Genomic DNA, 15,255 nt, shown 5'->3' on the forward strand with positions numbered 1-15,255 from the left:
GCGCGGGCTCACGCGGTCAGCGCAAGCCCCTCGGGCGCGGGCAGCGCCAGCGAGGCGACCGACTGCACCGCATATTCGGGCGCGATCTCGGCATAGGACAGCACCGGAACCTCGATTCCGGCGCGCATGAGGTACTGGCGCAGCGGGCGGCGCAGGTCGGAGGAGACGAGCACGACCATGCCCGGCTGCGGCTGGCCCTCGACGATCTCACGCAAGTCCCGCTGCAATGCTTCCGCCTTCTCGCCCGACAGCGTGACCGCGCCCTGCCGCAGCGAATCGCGGATCGCCTGCTCCACCGCGCGCGTCAGCACGCAGGCGCTGAGCACCCGGTCGAGCTGGGCATGGCGGTGGCAAATCTGCCGCCCGAGCGCGGCGCGCACGCGCTCGCCAAGCTGTGCCGCGTCGCTCTCTGCAGGCGCCCACTCGACCACCGCCTCGAGGATCAGGCGCAGGTTGCCGATCGGCACGTTCTCCTCGACCAGCCCGCGCAGCAACTGGGCGAGCCGCTTGATGTTGGCGAGGCGGCTGGCTTCCCTGACGAGTTCGCCATGGTCGCCCTCGATCGCCGAGAGCATCTCGCGCGTCTCCTGCAAGCCGATGAAGTGCGCCGCATAGCCCCGCAGTACGCGTTCGAGGCACCGGCTCATGACCTCCACCGGCGCGAGCGTCGCGATCCCCGCCGCCTGCAACGCCGCGCCATCTGCGGCCGCGACCCAGCGCGATGGGCCGGGCAGGCCTGCCGACGGTCCCTCGCGCCAGGCGATCCCGGCGAGGTCGAGGTGCGCGGCGTCGTCGTCGAGGAGGAGGCAGCCCTCGGGTATCTCGCCCACCGTCACCGGCACGCCCTCAAGGTCGATGCGCATCCGCTGCGGGGGCAGGCTGGCGTCGGGGTGCCATTCGACGGCGGGCATCTCCAGCCCCTGATCGGCGAGCAGGTCGTCGCGGCGGCGGTCCGCCTCGGCGACGAAGCGCGTGCCGGGCACCTGAGCCGCCAGCCCGAGCCCGACCCGCATCACCAGCCGCACCCGCGTCGGCCCGTCCGACGTCATCGGCACGGGCGCGGGCAGGGCATCCCCGGCCTCATCGGCGAGAGCCTCGGTCTCCGGAACCGGCGCGCTCTCGTCCAGCGCCGTCTCCGCCCGCAGCCGTCGCGCCCGCACCATCCACGCCGCACCGCCGAAGCAGGCGCCGAGGATCAGGAAGACCATCGTGGGGAAACCGGGCACCAATGCGCCCGCCGTCACGGCGGCGGCAGCCAGCCCCAGCGGCCGCTCGCTCGCACCGAGCTGCTGGAATATCTCGGAGCCCAGCCCCTCGTCCCGGTCGCTCGTGACGCGGGTGACGACGGTGCCCGATGCCACCGAGATCAGCAGCGCCGGAATCTGCGCGATCAGGCCGTCGCCCACGGTCAGCAGCGAGTACGTCGTCGCCGCGTCGCCGAAGCTCATGCCCTTCTGGAGCATCCCCGTCATCAGCCCGCCGATGAGGTTGATGCACACGATGATGAGCCCGGTGATGGCATCGCCCTTAACGAACTTCATCGCGCCGTCCATCGCGCCGTAAAGCTGGCTCTCGCGCTCCAGACGGCCGCGCCGGGCGCGGGCCTCGGTCTGGTCGATGTCGCCGTTGCGCAGGTCGGTGTCGATCGACATCTGCTTGCCGGGCATCGCGTCCAGCGTGAAGCGCGCCGCCACTTCCGCCACGCGCTCGGCGCCCTTGGTGATGACGAGGAACTGCGCCGTGGTGATGATGAGGAAGATCACCAGCCCCACCACCACCTGTCCACCGATCACGAAGCGCCCGAACGTCTCGACGATCTGCCCCGCGTCGCCGTCGAGCAGGATCAGGCGCGTGGTCGAGATCGAAAGCGACAGGCGGAACAGCGTCGCCAGCAGGATGATCGGCGGCAGTGAGGAGAACCCCGCCGGGCGTCCCATGCAGATGGCGACGATCAGCACCAGCAGGCTGAAGGAGATGTTCACCGCGATCAGCGTGTCGACCAGCGCGGTCGGCAGCGGGATCAGCATCATCACTATGGCGAGCAGCATGGACGCGGCGACGACGACGTCGGACCGGTACGTCGCCGACCGGGCGAGGGCGTCGAGGCGCAAACGCAGCGCGCTCATGGCGTCTTCCTTAGCGAGAGATAGATCGCGAAAGCGGCGCGCGCCTCGCCGTCATGCCCGGCCAGCCGGAGCGCGCGGGCGCGCAGAAGCTGCAAGGCAGGCGACTGCGTCCGTTCCATCGGGGCGATCTGGTCGAGCGCGCCCAGGGCCTGCCGGGGACTTCCGTTGGCCAGGAAGGCGACCGCAAGCGCGCGCAGGATGGCGGGCTCGGCGGGCGCGATCCGGTGGGCGACGAGCAGGAACGCCAGCGCCCGCCGGTTTCTCCCCGCGCGCAGGCACAGGTAGCCGGTCGAGTGGAGCAGCGTCGCGGCCGATCGCGTATCGGGATCGGCGGGAGGGGCGGCGGGCAACCGGCTCACGGCTGCGGCGCGTCGATCTGGCGCTGCAGGTCGCAGGCCACGCGCGCCTCGATCTCCTCGCGGATGAGGGCGAGCGTGACCGAGCGGGTCTCCTCGTCCACGTCGATGGCGGGGAGCAGGGTGTCGGCGACATGGCGAAGCAGTTGCAGGCTGCGCGGCCCGCCGAAGACCGTCGGATCGGACAAGTCGGGCGCGGTCAGGGCGTCGAGTTCCTGCGCCAGTGACCGGCGCACCGTCGCGTCGGCGTCCCGCTTCTGGCGCACCAGCGCGTCGAAGGCGGCGGCGGGGTCGGCTCCGGGCTGCACCCGGCGCCAGGCTTCGGCCAGCGCGGGATCGATGCGGCGGCGCTCGGCTTGTGCCGCGCCCGAGGAGGACTGCGGCGAAACGGGTGGCAGGTGCGGGATCATAGGACGATCGCCATGTCCTGCCCGTTGCGCGAAACCGTCACGCGTTCGGTGTCGATGGACTTGAGCACCCAGCCGTCCTCCAGCGCGCCGCCGGGATAGATGCGCTCACCCCTGCGGTCGATCACGTAGGGCTGCGGGCCGAGCCAGATCGCTTGCAGGCGGATTTGCGGTGCGGCGGTGCCGTCGCCGGGCTCGACCATGCTGGACAGCAGATGATCGCGGCCATGCGTGCGGTCGAACCATTGCTCGATCTCGGTCCACTTCGCCATTTCCGCCGGGACGAGTTCGCCCGCAACCTCGATACGGCCATCCGCAGCCGTCACGCTGAGCGACGAGAGACCGGCTTCCTCGATCCGCGCGCGAAGCTGGCGCATCGCTTCCGGGCTGGCAGCGTAGGGCGCGCGGTCCGGGAAGCGGGAAGCGGCGCTCCGCTGGCGCGCTGCATCGTAATCAGGCTCGGTCGCGCGCGAGGCGAACATGGTGACGATGGTCAGCAGCGCGAACGCTCCGGCGCCGATCAGCAGCGGCTTCAACCGTCGCGACGAGCCTGCCTTGCGGGAGATGCGGATGCGGGTCTCGCCAAGGAGCAGGTCCATCGGCAGTTCGGCGCGACATCCATATCCCGCCACGACGGTCGATTGGCCTTCGCGCCCGACATCGCCATCGAGAGCCTCCACCGCAGCCTTCCACGCGTAGAGGCTGATGCGGCAATGGCGGTCGGCAACGCCCGTACCCGCCAGCACCACATCGCATTCGGTCGATGCCCCGATCAGGCACGTCGGGCCTGCGATCTCGATCTTGACGCCCTGCTGGATGCCCGAGAGCACTTCGAGTTCGAAGGGCGGGGCAAGAACGAGAGCGTTCAGCGTGCCGGGGCGCGGTGCTGCACCGACGCCGGGACTCGGCGCCGGGCGTCCGAGCGGAGCCAGCGTGCGCGCCAGCGGCATGAGGGCGATCTTTCGGGACAACGGCAGGAAACTTCATGGACGCGTCGCCCGGCCCCGTCGCGGTGGATGATGCGACGGAGGCCAGGTGACGGAGGGGAAGCCATGGGCGATGCCCACGGCTTCCACCGGATCAGTTCTGCGGACGCTGCTTGGTGGCGTCGAGCTCGGTCTTCTTCTCGGTGGTCACTTCCGTGATCTTGGCCGACTTCTCGATGGCGGCGTCGAAAGCGGCTTCCATCTTGGCGATCGCGGCGTCGGCACCGGTCGAAGCGGCGGGGGCTACGGACATGTCGTTCTCCATCGTTGGCTGAGGGGTCGGAAGACCCCTCGGTGAGACACACTGGAAGATCCGCGACGTTGCGAAGTCCCTGACGCGGCCTTCCGTGACACCCTGACAGTCGGATTGCTCCTTCTGTCCTGATGCTGGAAGTATCTATCACCGCGAGAATGGCAAAAATATTTCAGAGAATTAAAATATAATTTGCTGATATGAAAGAAAATCGTCATTTACGAGAAGTAATTGGAGATAGTTATTATGAATAAATAACGATCATTATCACTTTATATAAAGCGGATCGCTTTCGATGCTAGCGTCAGGTCTTCATCCCACAAAGTTGGAAAATGTGAGAAGTGGCGTGATACGGGCGCTTTCTGCTCCGCGACTGGTCTGCGCGATGATGTCCGTGGCGCTGTCTGGCGCACTGTGTTCGCCGGCCGAGGCGCGGCCCGAATGGGCCTTCGCGCCCTATCCCTACGTCGTGATCGCCCAGGACACGCGCAACGTCTTCGCCGAATTCGGGCGCAACATGCGCGTCCCCGTGCAGGTCTCGAAATCGGTTCGCGGCCGCATCAAGGGGCCGCTGCGCGGAGAGACGGCGGGCGATTTCCTCGACATGGTCGCCGATTCCGGCGGCCTCGGCTGGTATTTCGACGGGTTCGTGCTGCACGTCTGCGCGCAGTCCGAATATGTGACGCGCATCCTCGATGCGGGACGGTCCAGCGGCGGGCGGATCGTTGGGCAGGTGCGCACCCTCGGCCTTGCCGACGGGCGTTTCGTCCTCAGCCCGTCGGCCGACGGACGCATCGTGCGGGTATCGGGGCCGCCTGCCTATGTCGGCGCCGTCGAGCAGGTCGTGCAGCAGATGCAGTCCGACGCGCCGCCTGCGGCCGCCGCTCCTTCAGGGGCGCGCATGCCACCTCCCCGAAGCGAGCCCAGAGGCGCGCAGGTCCGCATTCATCGCGGTAATTCCCGCATGGAGACGGTCTCCGTCTCCCGGCCCAACACCTGATTTCAACCCAGCAGCGAAAGGAAGATAAAGATGCCCGTCAATCCCGTTTCCGGTGCAGGCGATCTCTCCGAGATTTCCGGTCAGGCCGAATTCGAAGGCGCGCTTGAAAGCGCGCGCGCCGCTGCGGCCGAGGACGATCTGCCCGAAGGCTTCGAGGACGCCATGGTCGAAGGAATGGTCGTCGCCGGTGGCCAGATGATCATCATGCCACGCGCCAACGACATCCTCGGCGAAGCCATGTCGGACGAGTGAGGCAGGCGCGGAGGCTGATGCCATGACACCAGGAACGATACCCGTCGTGCCGCTTTCGGCGATGGCGGAGCCTCCCTCGCACAACGCCTCTGCGGCGGTCTTCGACAAGATCGCCGCAGAGGCGCGCGAGCGCACGCAGGATGCAGCCAGTCCGGGTCAGTTCGGCTCGATGGTGCTCGACAACCTCGGCGGCTACATGGAGCGCGTCAGCCGCTTCGCCGAAAAGTCGCCCTTGCGCGATGGCGCGGACGCGATCCAGGTCACCGCACCGCGCGGTGGCGCGTCCAGCATCGAAGGCGGCGCGGGCGGCGGGCAGCCTTCGCATATCGACCGGATCATCACGTCGCTCGGTGCGGTGTTCAACTACTCGATCGAGACGCAGCTTGTGGTCCGTGGCGGTACGCAGGTCTCGGGCGCGGCGAACACGCTGTTGCGCGGACAGTGACGACATGACGGAAAGAGGGTCAATGCGAAGGCGGGTTGGTGTGCGCTGCGCCATGGCCGGACTCGTTATGTCGGCGGCGCTCCTGCTGTGCGGCTGCGATACCGAACTCTATGCGAACCTTCCCGAGCGGGAGGCGAACGCGATGCTGGCTGCGCTGGACGATCAGGGCATTCCGGCGACGCGCGTGCAGCAGGAAGACGGCAGGATCGCGATCCACGTCGACAAGGGCAGGTTCGCCGAGGCCGTGCGCGTGCTCGAAGGGGCAGGGCTGCCCCACCGCCAGTTCGAATCGATGGGGCAGGTGTTCAAGCGCGACGGCCTCGTCGTGTCGCCCACGCAGGAGCGCGCGCAGATGCTCTATGCGCTGTCGGAGGAACTGTCCGAGACGGTGTCCGAGATCGATGGCGTCGTGTCCGCGCGCGTCCATGTGGTGCTGCCGTCGAGCGATCCATTGCGCCGCGATGCGCAGCCGTCCTCGGCCTCGGTCTTCATCCGCCATGAGCCGGCACTCGCCGTGGGCCCGCTGGTGCCGCGCATCAAGTCGCTGGTCGCAGGCAGCGTGGCCGGTCTGAGCTACGACCGCGTGTCGGTGGTCACGGTGGCGGTGCCGGGAGAGGCTGCCTCCGTTGGCGACGGACGCCTCGTTCACTTCATGGGCCTCGCGATGGCGCCGTCCAGCGTGACGCGGGCCGGTTGGACCTTCGGCCTGCTCGGGCTGCTTGCGGCCGCGTTCGGCGCTGTCGCCGCCGCATTCGTGCTCCGCCGACAGCAGGCGGAAATCTACAAGCTGGCGTCGCCGAACTGAAAGTGCCGGGCATGAAATTCGCGATCCATCCCGAGCGGCTTGCCGCCTGCTTCGCCGGTGCGGGGGCGTCCGGCGTCGCCACGGCCATGGCGGCAAGCGAGCGCTTCGCGCCCCGGCTGCATCAACTGGCGATGCGGCATTATCGCCTTTCCGACTTGCACATCGCGGACCCCGTGGATCGCCGGCTTGCCGCGCTCGATCGCGATGAGCTGGAAGCGTTCGCGGTCCCTTGCGGGGCTGTCGTCTGGTCGTCCGCGATCCTGCGCGAGATCCGGGGGAACGTCGTCGCAGCCATGATCGACCGGTTCGGTTCGAACGCGATGGCGTTGGCCCGCATGCTGTCCGACCTCGCTCTCGACCGCATGATGCCGGAGGGGATCGATGCTTTTGACGTCGCGCTGCGTGCGGATGGTCGGGGCTGTATAGCGGCCTGGATCGCTGCTCAACCGGCACCCGTGCAGGCGCACTTGCGGCTCAAGTGGCCATCGGACGCCTTGGTGCCCGACACGCAGGATCTCGATGTTCTTGCCGAGGGAGCCGCAATTCTGAGGCGCGTTGCGGTAGCGGAGTTTCAGGGATGAGCATCTTTCCCGCCATTCCGGCGCAGCGAATCCTGCGGGCGGATGATGCCGTGCGTTGGCTCGATGCTGATGCCGTGCTCCGCCAGGCGCAGGCTGAAGCCGCCCGGATACGCGCATCCGCCGCGACCGAAGTCGAAGCCGCCCGGCGGCAAGGCTACGAGGAAGGCCACAGGGTCGGGGCGGACGAAGGTGCCCGCCTGCTCGAGCAGGCCCGGTTGGATGCCGGTTGCCTGCTCGCGGGGATCGAAAACGATCTGACGGACCTTGCCCTGACCGTCGTTGCGCGAATCCTCAACGGTTTCGACGATCGCGATCTCGTCGGGACGGCGATCCGCTCGGCGCTCGCGGCCTTCGGGCAGGAGCGCGATCTGACCGTAACGGTCGCACCGGCGATGGTGCCGCACGTCGAGGCATTCGTGGAGGAGCATTTCGGCACCGCACGAAGCATCGAAGTCGTGCCCGACCGGCATCTGGGCTCACGCCAGTGTCTCGTCTCCGACGAGACCGGCAGCATCGATGCGGGTGTCGATACCCAACTCGCCGTCGTCCGGGAAATGCTCGGTGAGTCCATGGCGGGTGCGCTGACGTGAGTAATCCGACGCACAGACTTCAGGGACTGCTGCCCGGCCTCGTCGAAGCGGTCGGGCAGATCGACCTTCACCCGGTCCATGGCCGTCTGCGTGAGATTCGCGGCGTCGTCGTGCGGGCGAGCCTGCCCTCCGCGCGCATCGGGGAACTGTGCCTGCTGCGCGATCCGGCGGGGCAGCGCATGGTGCCTGCGGAAGTGATCGGCCTCACCGGCGACGAGGCGATCCTTGCGCCGATCGGCGATCTGGACGGCATGTCGGTGCATACGCAGGTGCTCGCATCCGGTGATGCGCTGCGGGTTCCGGTCGGAGCCGCGATGCTCGGCCGCGTGGTCGATCCGCTCGGGCGACTGCTCGACAACGGACCGGCGCTGCCGCCCGACACGCCGATGCGCTCGGTCCATGCCGCCCCCCCGCATCCGCTGGAGCGCACGCGGATCGCGCATCCGCTGCGGCTGGGCGTGCGGGCTATCGACGGTCTGCTCACGGTGGCGCGCGGGCAGCGTATCGGCCTGTTCGGCGAAGCGGGCGTGGGCAAGTCCTCGCTACTGGCCTCGCTCGTCACGGGGACCGAGGCGGACGTCATCGTGATCGGCCTGATCGGCGAGCGTGGCCGCGAGGTACGGGAATTCGTGGAGGTGCATCTCGACGATGCCGCCCGCGCGCGCTCGGTGACGGTCATGGCGACGTCGGATCGCCCGGCGATGGAGCGCGTCAAGGCGGCCTACACCGCAACGACGATCGCCGAGCATTTCCGCGATCAGGGGCGCCACGTCCTGCTGGTGCTCGATTCCATCACCCGCTTCGCGCGGGCGCAGCGCGAACTGGGTCTCGCCGCTGGAGAACCGCCGACCCGCCGGGGCTATCCGCCCTCGTTCTTCGCGGCTCTGCCGCGTCTGCTGGAGCGGGCCGGAACCGGCCGCCGTGGGTCGATAACCGCGCTCTACACCGTGCTGACCGAAGGCGACGGAGCGCAGGATCCTGTGGCGGAGGAGGTTAAGTCGATCCTCGACGGGCACCTGATGCTGTCGCCTGATCTGGCGCAGCGCAATCACTTCCCGGCGATCGACGTGCTCCGGAGCCGCAGCCGGTTGATGGACGCCGTCGCCTCTGCCGAGCACCGCCGGCTTGCGGCGGCAGTGCGCGATCACATGGCTGCCTACCAGGAGATCGAGTTGCTGATCCGCATCGGTGAATATGCGGCTGGTGCCGACACGCGCGCCGATGCTGCGGTAGCCCGCCGCGCGGTGATCGACGCGTTCCTGCGCCAGCCATCCGGCGAAGTCAGCGGTTTCGAGAACACGGTTTCTCGCATGAGGGCCATCGTCGCATGAAGCGTTCTGCAGAGATCGAGGCCATCGCAGCCATCCGCAGGCTGCGCGAGGAACGGGCGCAGGCAGGCGTCATTGCAGAGGCGGCGCGCCTCGCGGTTGATGAAACCGAGGCTGGTGCTGCTCGGGATGCCGCGCGCAGGCACGACCAGGAGGTCGAACTGCGCGAACTGCATCTCCTGCAGGCGCTCGGGCTCGATGCCATGGGACAGGCGGAGCTTGGCCGTGTTCGCGCCGGCTTTCTGAATGCCGATCTTGCGCGCAGCGACCTGCTGGTGCGGATTGGTGAGGCAGAGTGTGCGGTCGCCGCGCGGCGGGTGCGGCTAGACGATCTGCGAACGGCCTGGCGCAAGCGTTTGCGGGAGCGGGACCGCATCGATCTGGCGCTGGCGGACGCTCTTCGCGGTGACGTCCGCGAGCGCGAACTGGCGGAAGAGATGGAAAGCGAGGATCTGGGGGGACCGCGGCCATGCTGAGAGAGCACATGGATCTGCCGTTCCAGCCCGGACCGTGGCCGTCTCGCCTGCATCAGGTCACAGCAGACGCGGTGGACATCCTTAACCGCCTGTCGCGCACCCGCCCGCCTGTGGTCGCCACGGTGGGTGGCAGGGCCGTCACATTGGTCCTCGACACCATGGTCGCGTCCGAGCCGGAGTGGCTTGCGCTGCCGTTCACCGTTGCGGAAGCGGGGTGCTGCGTGCGCCTGCCGGAACATCTGGCGGCGTGGAGCATCGCTCCGCTGGAGACGTGGCCGCAGGAGCCCGATCCGCAGGCATTCGCGCTGCTGCTCGAATTCGCGATGCTGGACCTGCTCACCTGCATCGAGGACGCCGGATTTGCGCCGATCACCTTTGGCGCGGGCGGTGCTTCGGTAGAGCCGGTCAGTATCGGCATGCGACTTGATGCCATGCCGTTGGTCCTGGAACTGCCGCTCAAGCTTGCGCTGTCATTGGCCGACCATTTCGATCGACTTGCACCGGTGACAGCGGCCGACCCGACCCAACTGCCGTTGCTGTTGTGCGCGGAGGCTGCGCGGCAGGAACTCACTGTCGCAGACATACGCAGTCTGCGGCCGGGCGACGTGGTCATGCTGGATCGGGTCGAGCCGCTGCTGACCCTTGCAGGCGCTCAGGCGGCGCCCTTGCGCCGCAGCGACAAGGGTTTGGTGCTCGACGGACATTTCGCGCCGCTGCCACAGCGCGCACCGATTACGGGAAGGATGGATGCCATGGACGCGCTCGACGATGTGGCGCTGGATGCACTGCCGCTGACGGTCGTGCTCGAATTCCAGCGCCTCACGATGACGCTGGGCGAAGTGCGTGCGCTGGGGCCGGGGAGCATTCTGGCCTTGTCCGCGCAACCTGCGGATCAGGCGAGCGTGGACCTCGTCGTCAACGGTTCGCGGATCGGCGTTGGAGAACTCGTCCGTATCGGCGAGGGCACCGGTGTGCGCATCGTGCGGCTGGCAGGCACGGACGAGACCGTGCGACTATGAACGAGTTTCAGCCCAACATCATCGGCATCATCATCGTTGTATCGCTCATCGGCCTGCTGCCGCTCGCGGTGGTGACGATGACCGGGTTCCTGAAGATTTCGGTGGTCCTGTTCCTGCTGCGCAATGCGATGGGCGTGCAGCAGTCTCCGCCCAATCTGGTGCTCTACGGCATCGCGCTGATCCTGACCGTCTACGTGACGACGCCGCTGGCGGGGAACATGTACAATGCGCTGGAAAGCAGGCCGGTCGACATAGAGACGATAGATGGGCTGCGGGATGCCGCCGAGACCGTGCGCGAGCCGTTGCAGACCTACCTCGCCCGCTTCGCCAAGGAACGTGAACGGCGCTTCTTCGTGGAAGCGACCGATACCGTCTGGTCGGAGGATGCGCGCGAGGATCTGCGCGACGACGACCTGATCGTGCTGATCCCGGCTTTCGTGTCGTCGGAACTGACCCGCGCGTTCGAGATCGGGTTCCTGCTCTACATCCCGTTCCTCGTGGTGGACCTCATCGTCGCCAACGTGCTGATGGCGATGGGCATGTCGATGGTGACGCCGACGCTGATTTCCATCCCGCTCAAGATATTCCTGTTCGTGGCGGTGGAGGGCTGGTCGCGGCTGATGCACGGCCTGATCCTGAGCTACGGAGGCTGATACGGTGGATCAGGATATGTTCCTCGATTTCATCAATCGCGGGCTGCTGACCGTGCTGCTGGTGTCCGCCCCGGCGCTGGCCACGGCGATCGCGATCGGGCTCACGGTGGGGCTTTTCCAGGCGCTCACCCAGATACAGGACCAGACCTTGCCCCAGGCGGTGAAGCTGGTGATGGTGCTGCTGGTCGTGCTGTTCTTCGGGCCGCTGCTGGCAACGCAGGTCACGGCGCTTGCCGGGGAAGCGCTCGATTCATTTCCCGCGCTGACGCGCTAGTCGATCCGCGATGGACGCCACTTACGTCACCGGCGTGCTGCTGCCGCTCGCCTATACGCTGCTGTCGGGCGCGGCGGTGGCGGTGGCGCGGGCGATGGGCATGGTGATGATGACGCCTGCCTTCACCCGGCTCGGGCTCACGGGCATGATCCGCTCGTCGGTCGCCGTGGTGATCTCGCTGCCGATGATACCGTCGGTGCTCCACGCCATGCCGCAGGGGGCAGAGCAGCCGGGCGCGGTGCTGATTGCGATGATCCTCATCAAGGAACTCGCGGTAGGCTGCGTGATCGGGCTCGTCTTCGGCGTGCCGTTCTGGGCGGCCGAAGTGGCGGGCGACCTTGTGGACCTTCAACGCGGCTCGACCATGGCGCAGCTGGTGGACCCCGGCTCCGCCACGGAATCGACGATCATGGCGACCTTGCTGACGATCACCATGGTCGCGCTGTTCTTCATGTCGGGCGCGTTCCTGCTGCTGCTCGACGGATTATATCGCAGCTATGACCTGTGGCCGGCGGCGAGCATGGGGCCGGTGCTGCGCGAGGGGGCGTTCCCATTGGTGCTGGGACTGCTCGACCGGATCATGCAGACCGCGCTCGTCCTCATCGCGCCGGTGGTGGTGGCGCTGCTGATCGCCGAGGTCATGCTGGCGTTCCTCTCCCGCATGAGCCCGCAGCTCAACATCTTCGACCTGTCGCTTTCGGTGAAGAACCTGATCTTCTGCCTCGTGATCCTGCTCTACGCCGTGTTCCTGGTGCCGCTGATGGTCGACCAGTTCGGAATGCTGAAGGGCGCGCAGGACATCCTGCGCGCCCTTGCCGGAAACTAGGCGTCAGAGCCGATCAGGGGTTTTCGGCACCCCAGTTGATGTAGTCGTCTTCGTGCGTGAAGTCGCCATCCTGCGTCGGCCCGCCGGTGATATGCCATTGGCCAAGGAAGTCGTCGAGGTTGCGCGCGAACTTGTCGAACATCTTTTCCTGCTGCTTGTCGGCCCAGTATTGAAGGCCGATCATGGCGCCCAGCCCGAACAGGGTGGCAATACCGCCCGCGACGCCGGCGACCATGCCCATGCTGCTTAGCACCAGCCGTGTTCCGAGGCCGAAAAAGTTCATGATCCCTTCCGCTGCAGAAACGCCGCCCGCGATGAGCGTGAGACCGCCGCCGGCGATGTTCACGCCACCAACGACCGTGTTGCCTTTCTTGATATCGGCTGCGCCGGAGATGATGCTGAAAATACCCATGACGATGTTGGACGATCCGCCGAGGATCTTGCCGGCATTCTCGACCTTGCTGGCCCATTGGGCCTTGCTGTTCCTCCAATCCTCATAGGCATTTCGTTGTTCAGTGGCGGGCGTATCCGGGCCGGGCTTCGGGCCCAGACGCCCTTCGGCTTCGAGCTGAGCTCCGACATCGTTAAGCCAGGTGTTATATGCTTTGGCTCCGCCCTCGATCATAAGCCCGGCGGTGATCGTACTGCCGGTCACGATACCGGCGATGTCGGCAGGTGTCTTTGCACCGTTTCCGTACTTTATGCCGCGCGCGATAGTGACACCGCCCATGATCGTGCCGCTGAGCAGGTGCGTTATGCCCTTGCCGTATGCCGACTGCACGAAGTTGGTCGGCAAATCCTTGATGAAATCCAGCTTCTTGAAAGCATCGGTGACCTTGGCGCCCTGACGGATCGCGTCGAAGGCCTGACGGAACATCGCCACAACCTGATCCGGTGTGATCTTAGTGCCATTTGGACCAACGAAAAGCTCGGGGTTCTGCTCCGCCATGGTGGTGAAGAGTTCGCGGATCTTGTCCTCATCCAGAGTCCCGTCTTCCTTGCCGTAGGCGGCCTTGATGTCCTCGAACTTCACGCCGTTGAGCAGGGCGTCATTCGCGATTTCGCCGAACTTCCTGGTTGTCTCATCACGCGTGCTTTCGACGAGCGCCGGATCGAGAACCTGGGAGAACTTGGCGATCTCGTCACCGAAAGACATCATCGCGATGTTCGGGTCTATACCCTTGGCGATCATGTCGGAGAAATCGCTGCCGGTGACGATCTTGTCTTTGAAGTATTGCTCGACCGCCGGCATCTGTCCGGATTCGGTAATCATCGCACGCAGATCCGGCGGCGCGAGGCCGAGGCCCTTGGACAGCGTTTCGGCCTGGTTGATGAACGCCTCGAGCGCGGCGGGGATTCCGACGGCGTTGCCCTTGGAGTCTTTTATCTCGTTGATGTTCTTGAATTCCGAACCGTTCTTGATGTGGGTGTCGAAATAGTTCTGGGTGCTGCTTTTCAACCCCGGATCACCGTCGAGAATGTTCTTGATCTCGGTGCCCGTCGCATCACGCATGTAATCCTGGATGCCTTCGGAATCCATGAGCTTGTTGATCTTGTCATCGAGGTCCGCGATGACCTTGTCGCTGTCCGGATTGACTTTGGCGACATGCTCGACGCGAAGCTGCGATGCATAGTCGCTCCATACGCCGGACTGGATGCCGGCGTGGATCATCGTCCGCGCATTCATCAGTTCGACGAGAACGGCAGCGCGCTGCTCCTTCGTGTAGTTGTTCGGATTGGCGAAGATATCGGGACCGATGTTGGAGATATCGACCTTGTTGCCAAGCGACTGAAGCGCAGCGTCATTGAGCAGGTTGCTGAACTGCGAGGCATTGGTCGGCGCTTCGATATCCAGCCAGCTTTCGATGTTGCCCTTCAGGACGATGCCGTCGTCCTTGCCCATGGCCGGGTTGTCACCGCCGCTGTCGATCTGGTCGAACATGCCGGGGTGCGACCAGAAGTTGAGCGCATCCTTGGCGTCCTGAGAAAGTTCGGGGTGCGCGCTGATATAGGCCTTGAGGTCGTCGAGCGTCAGTTCGTTCTTGCCGTTCGTGATCTGATCCCAGTGGCCGATGAGGTAGTCGGCGTTGCCTGCCACCTCCTTCGACATTGGATCGGCATCCTTTCCGTGCGCCTTGAGCCACTTCTCAAGCGCTGGACCGGACTTTTCAGGGGCGGTGGGGCTCAGCGCCGGATTGACCGAATCCTGAGGGACAAGCCCTTCGCCTGCCTTGCCGATCAGCTCAAGCCGCTTCTCGACACGCTGTTCGTGCGAGGCGCCGGGATTCTGTTCGACCCACGCCTTGTATTCCTTGCCGGCCGACTTGATCCCCTCGACCTTGCTGTCGAGCCATGGCGCGATTTCCATCTGGAGTGCGATGCCGTCGCCACCGCCCAGTTCCTTGACGAGACCGTCATTGTTGGCGAGCCATTTGAACATCAGCTTCTGGTCGTCGGTCAGGTTCGGGACGTCGACGACTTTGCCCTCCTTGTAGAAGACCAGCCCATCGTCGGTGAATGAGAAGCCGTCCACGTCGTTACGAGATTTGAACTCGTCGTTGAGTTCGTTAACCGCCGTGATGGAGCGGTTTGCCTCCCGGATGGCCTTGTCTCGCTCAGCACCGGTAAGATCCGGGAACAGATCTTTCCAGGCACCTTTGTCACTGCCCGCACCCTTGTCGAGCACGTTGTTGGCCTGATCGCGCCAGTTCGCGTCGTTCGCGGCAAAAATGACGGGTTTGAAGACCTGCCCCTCGCCTTCGGCGCCGGTTTCGCCCTGGGCGCGCTTGACGGCATCGTCCCAGCCTGCCTGCTGATCCGGCATGTTCGCGGCATCCATGCGACTGAGCTTGTCGACGGGCATTGGCAATCCTCCTGA

The 15,255-nt window shown here is 66.0% G+C and carries 18 protein-coding genes; 12 read left to right on the forward strand and 6 right to left on the reverse strand.

Going from position 1 to position 15,255, the window contains the following annotated elements:
• Window positions 1-8 precede the first annotated feature (8 nt).
• The 5 genes from sctV to LO787_RS24400 form a co-directional block, all read right to left on the reverse strand.
• Window positions 9-2,126 carry a type III secretion system export apparatus subunit SctV gene (gene sctV, locus LO787_RS24380; protein WP_232493541.1) on the reverse strand — a complete coding sequence of 706 codons (2,118 nt, stop codon included), beginning with the start codon at window positions 2,124-2,126 and terminating at the stop codon, window positions 9-11.
• Complete coding sequence (locus LO787_RS24385; RefSeq protein ID WP_232493542.1) at window positions 2,123-2,485, reverse strand: tetratricopeptide repeat protein; 363 nt, start codon at window positions 2,483-2,485, stop codon at window positions 2,123-2,125. The genes sctV and LO787_RS24385 overlap by 4 nt, the downstream gene beginning before the upstream one ends.
• Window positions 2,482-2,892 carry a hypothetical protein gene (locus LO787_RS24390; RefSeq protein WP_232493543.1) on the reverse strand — a complete coding sequence of 137 codons (411 nt, stop codon included), beginning with the start codon at window positions 2,890-2,892 and terminating at the stop codon, window positions 2,482-2,484. Before LO787_RS24390 ends, LO787_RS24385 begins: the two co-directional genes overlap by 4 nt.
• The gene (locus tag LO787_RS24395) at window positions 2,889-3,860 is read right to left on the reverse strand and encodes a SctD/MshK family protein (protein WP_232493544.1); all 972 of its coding nucleotides are present in this window, start codon (window positions 3,858-3,860) and stop codon (window positions 2,889-2,891) included. Before LO787_RS24395 ends, LO787_RS24390 begins: the two co-directional genes overlap by 4 nt.
• Window positions 3,861-3,969: 109 nt before the next feature.
• Entirely contained in the window at window positions 3,970-4,128 is a 159-nt protein-coding gene (locus LO787_RS24400) for a hypothetical protein (protein ID WP_232493545.1), read from the reverse strand.
• Window positions 4,129-4,474: 346 nt separating this feature from the next.
• On the opposite strand from LO787_RS24400, the gene LO787_RS24405 reads away from it, so the two are divergent.
• Genes LO787_RS24405 through sctT form a run of 12 tightly spaced genes read left to right on the forward strand, consistent with a single transcriptional unit; the run spans window position 4,475 to window position 12,377 of the window.
• A complete protein-coding gene (locus tag LO787_RS24405; protein ID WP_232493546.1) occupies window positions 4,475-5,128 on the forward strand; it encodes a hypothetical protein in 654 nt (217 codons plus the stop codon).
• Window positions 5,129-5,158: 30 nt separating this feature from the next.
• Window positions 5,159-5,380, forward strand: coding sequence for a hypothetical protein (locus tag LO787_RS24410; RefSeq protein ID WP_232493547.1), 222 nt, complete (start codon window positions 5,159-5,161; stop codon window positions 5,378-5,380).
• A gap of 22 nt (window positions 5,381-5,402) precedes the next feature.
• Complete coding sequence (locus tag LO787_RS24415; RefSeq protein WP_232493548.1) at window positions 5,403-5,825, forward strand: hypothetical protein; 423 nt, start codon at window positions 5,403-5,405, stop codon at window positions 5,823-5,825.
• 52 nt (window positions 5,826-5,877) lie between these two features.
• Window positions 5,878-6,630, forward strand: coding sequence for a type III secretion system inner membrane ring lipoprotein SctJ (gene sctJ, locus LO787_RS24420; protein ID WP_232493549.1), 753 nt, complete (start codon window positions 5,878-5,880; stop codon window positions 6,628-6,630).
• Window positions 6,631-6,641: 11 nt separating this feature from the next.
• Window positions 6,642-7,211, forward strand: coding sequence for a hypothetical protein (locus tag LO787_RS24425; protein ID WP_232493550.1), 570 nt, complete (start codon window positions 6,642-6,644; stop codon window positions 7,209-7,211).
• Window positions 7,208-7,801, forward strand: coding sequence for a type III secretion system stator protein SctL (gene sctL / locus LO787_RS24430; RefSeq protein ID WP_232493551.1), 594 nt, complete (start codon window positions 7,208-7,210; stop codon window positions 7,799-7,801). Before LO787_RS24425 ends, sctL begins: the two co-directional genes overlap by 4 nt.
• Window positions 7,798-9,132 carry a FliI/YscN family ATPase gene (locus tag LO787_RS24435; RefSeq protein WP_232493552.1) on the forward strand — a complete coding sequence of 445 codons (1,335 nt, stop codon included), beginning with the start codon at window positions 7,798-7,800 and terminating at the stop codon, window positions 9,130-9,132. Before sctL ends, LO787_RS24435 begins: the two co-directional genes overlap by 4 nt.
• On the forward strand, window positions 9,129-9,605 hold the full coding sequence (locus LO787_RS24440) for a hypothetical protein (protein WP_232493553.1): 477 nt from the start codon (window positions 9,129-9,131) through the stop codon (window positions 9,603-9,605). Before LO787_RS24435 ends, LO787_RS24440 begins: the two co-directional genes overlap by 4 nt.
• An 8-nt stretch (window positions 9,606-9,613) precedes the next feature.
• Window positions 9,614-10,624: a FliM/FliN family flagellar motor switch protein gene (locus tag LO787_RS24445; RefSeq protein WP_232493554.1), complete on the forward strand. Its 1,011-nt coding sequence runs from the start codon at window positions 9,614-9,616 to the stop codon at window positions 10,622-10,624.
• Window positions 10,621-11,277, forward strand: coding sequence for a type III secretion system export apparatus subunit SctR (gene sctR, locus LO787_RS24450; RefSeq protein WP_232493555.1), 657 nt, complete (start codon window positions 10,621-10,623; stop codon window positions 11,275-11,277). The genes LO787_RS24445 and sctR overlap by 4 nt, the downstream gene beginning before the upstream one ends.
• A gap of 16 nt (window positions 11,278-11,293) precedes the next feature.
• Window positions 11,294-11,551, forward strand: a complete 258-nt coding sequence (locus tag LO787_RS24455) for an EscS/YscS/HrcS family type III secretion system export apparatus protein (protein WP_232493556.1) — start codon at window positions 11,294-11,296, stop codon at window positions 11,549-11,551.
• A 10-nt stretch (window positions 11,552-11,561) separates the two neighbouring features.
• On the forward strand, window positions 11,562-12,377 hold the full coding sequence (gene sctT / locus LO787_RS24460) for a type III secretion system export apparatus subunit SctT (protein WP_232493557.1): 816 nt from the start codon (window positions 11,562-11,564) through the stop codon (window positions 12,375-12,377).
• Window positions 12,378-12,390: 13 nt separating this feature from the next.
• Here the strand turns inward: sctT and LO787_RS24465 are convergent, their stop codons facing one another.
• Window positions 12,391-15,240 (reverse strand): type III effector HrpK domain-containing protein, encoded by a 2,850-nt coding sequence (locus LO787_RS24465; protein WP_232493558.1) that lies wholly within the window; start codon window positions 15,238-15,240, stop codon window positions 12,391-12,393.
• Window positions 15,241-15,255 lie beyond the last annotated feature (15 nt).

Origin of the sequence: Novosphingobium kaempferiae (assembly GCF_021227995.1) — a bacterium.
Lineage (GTDB): Bacteria > Pseudomonadota > Alphaproteobacteria > Sphingomonadales > Sphingomonadaceae > Novosphingobium > Novosphingobium kaempferiae.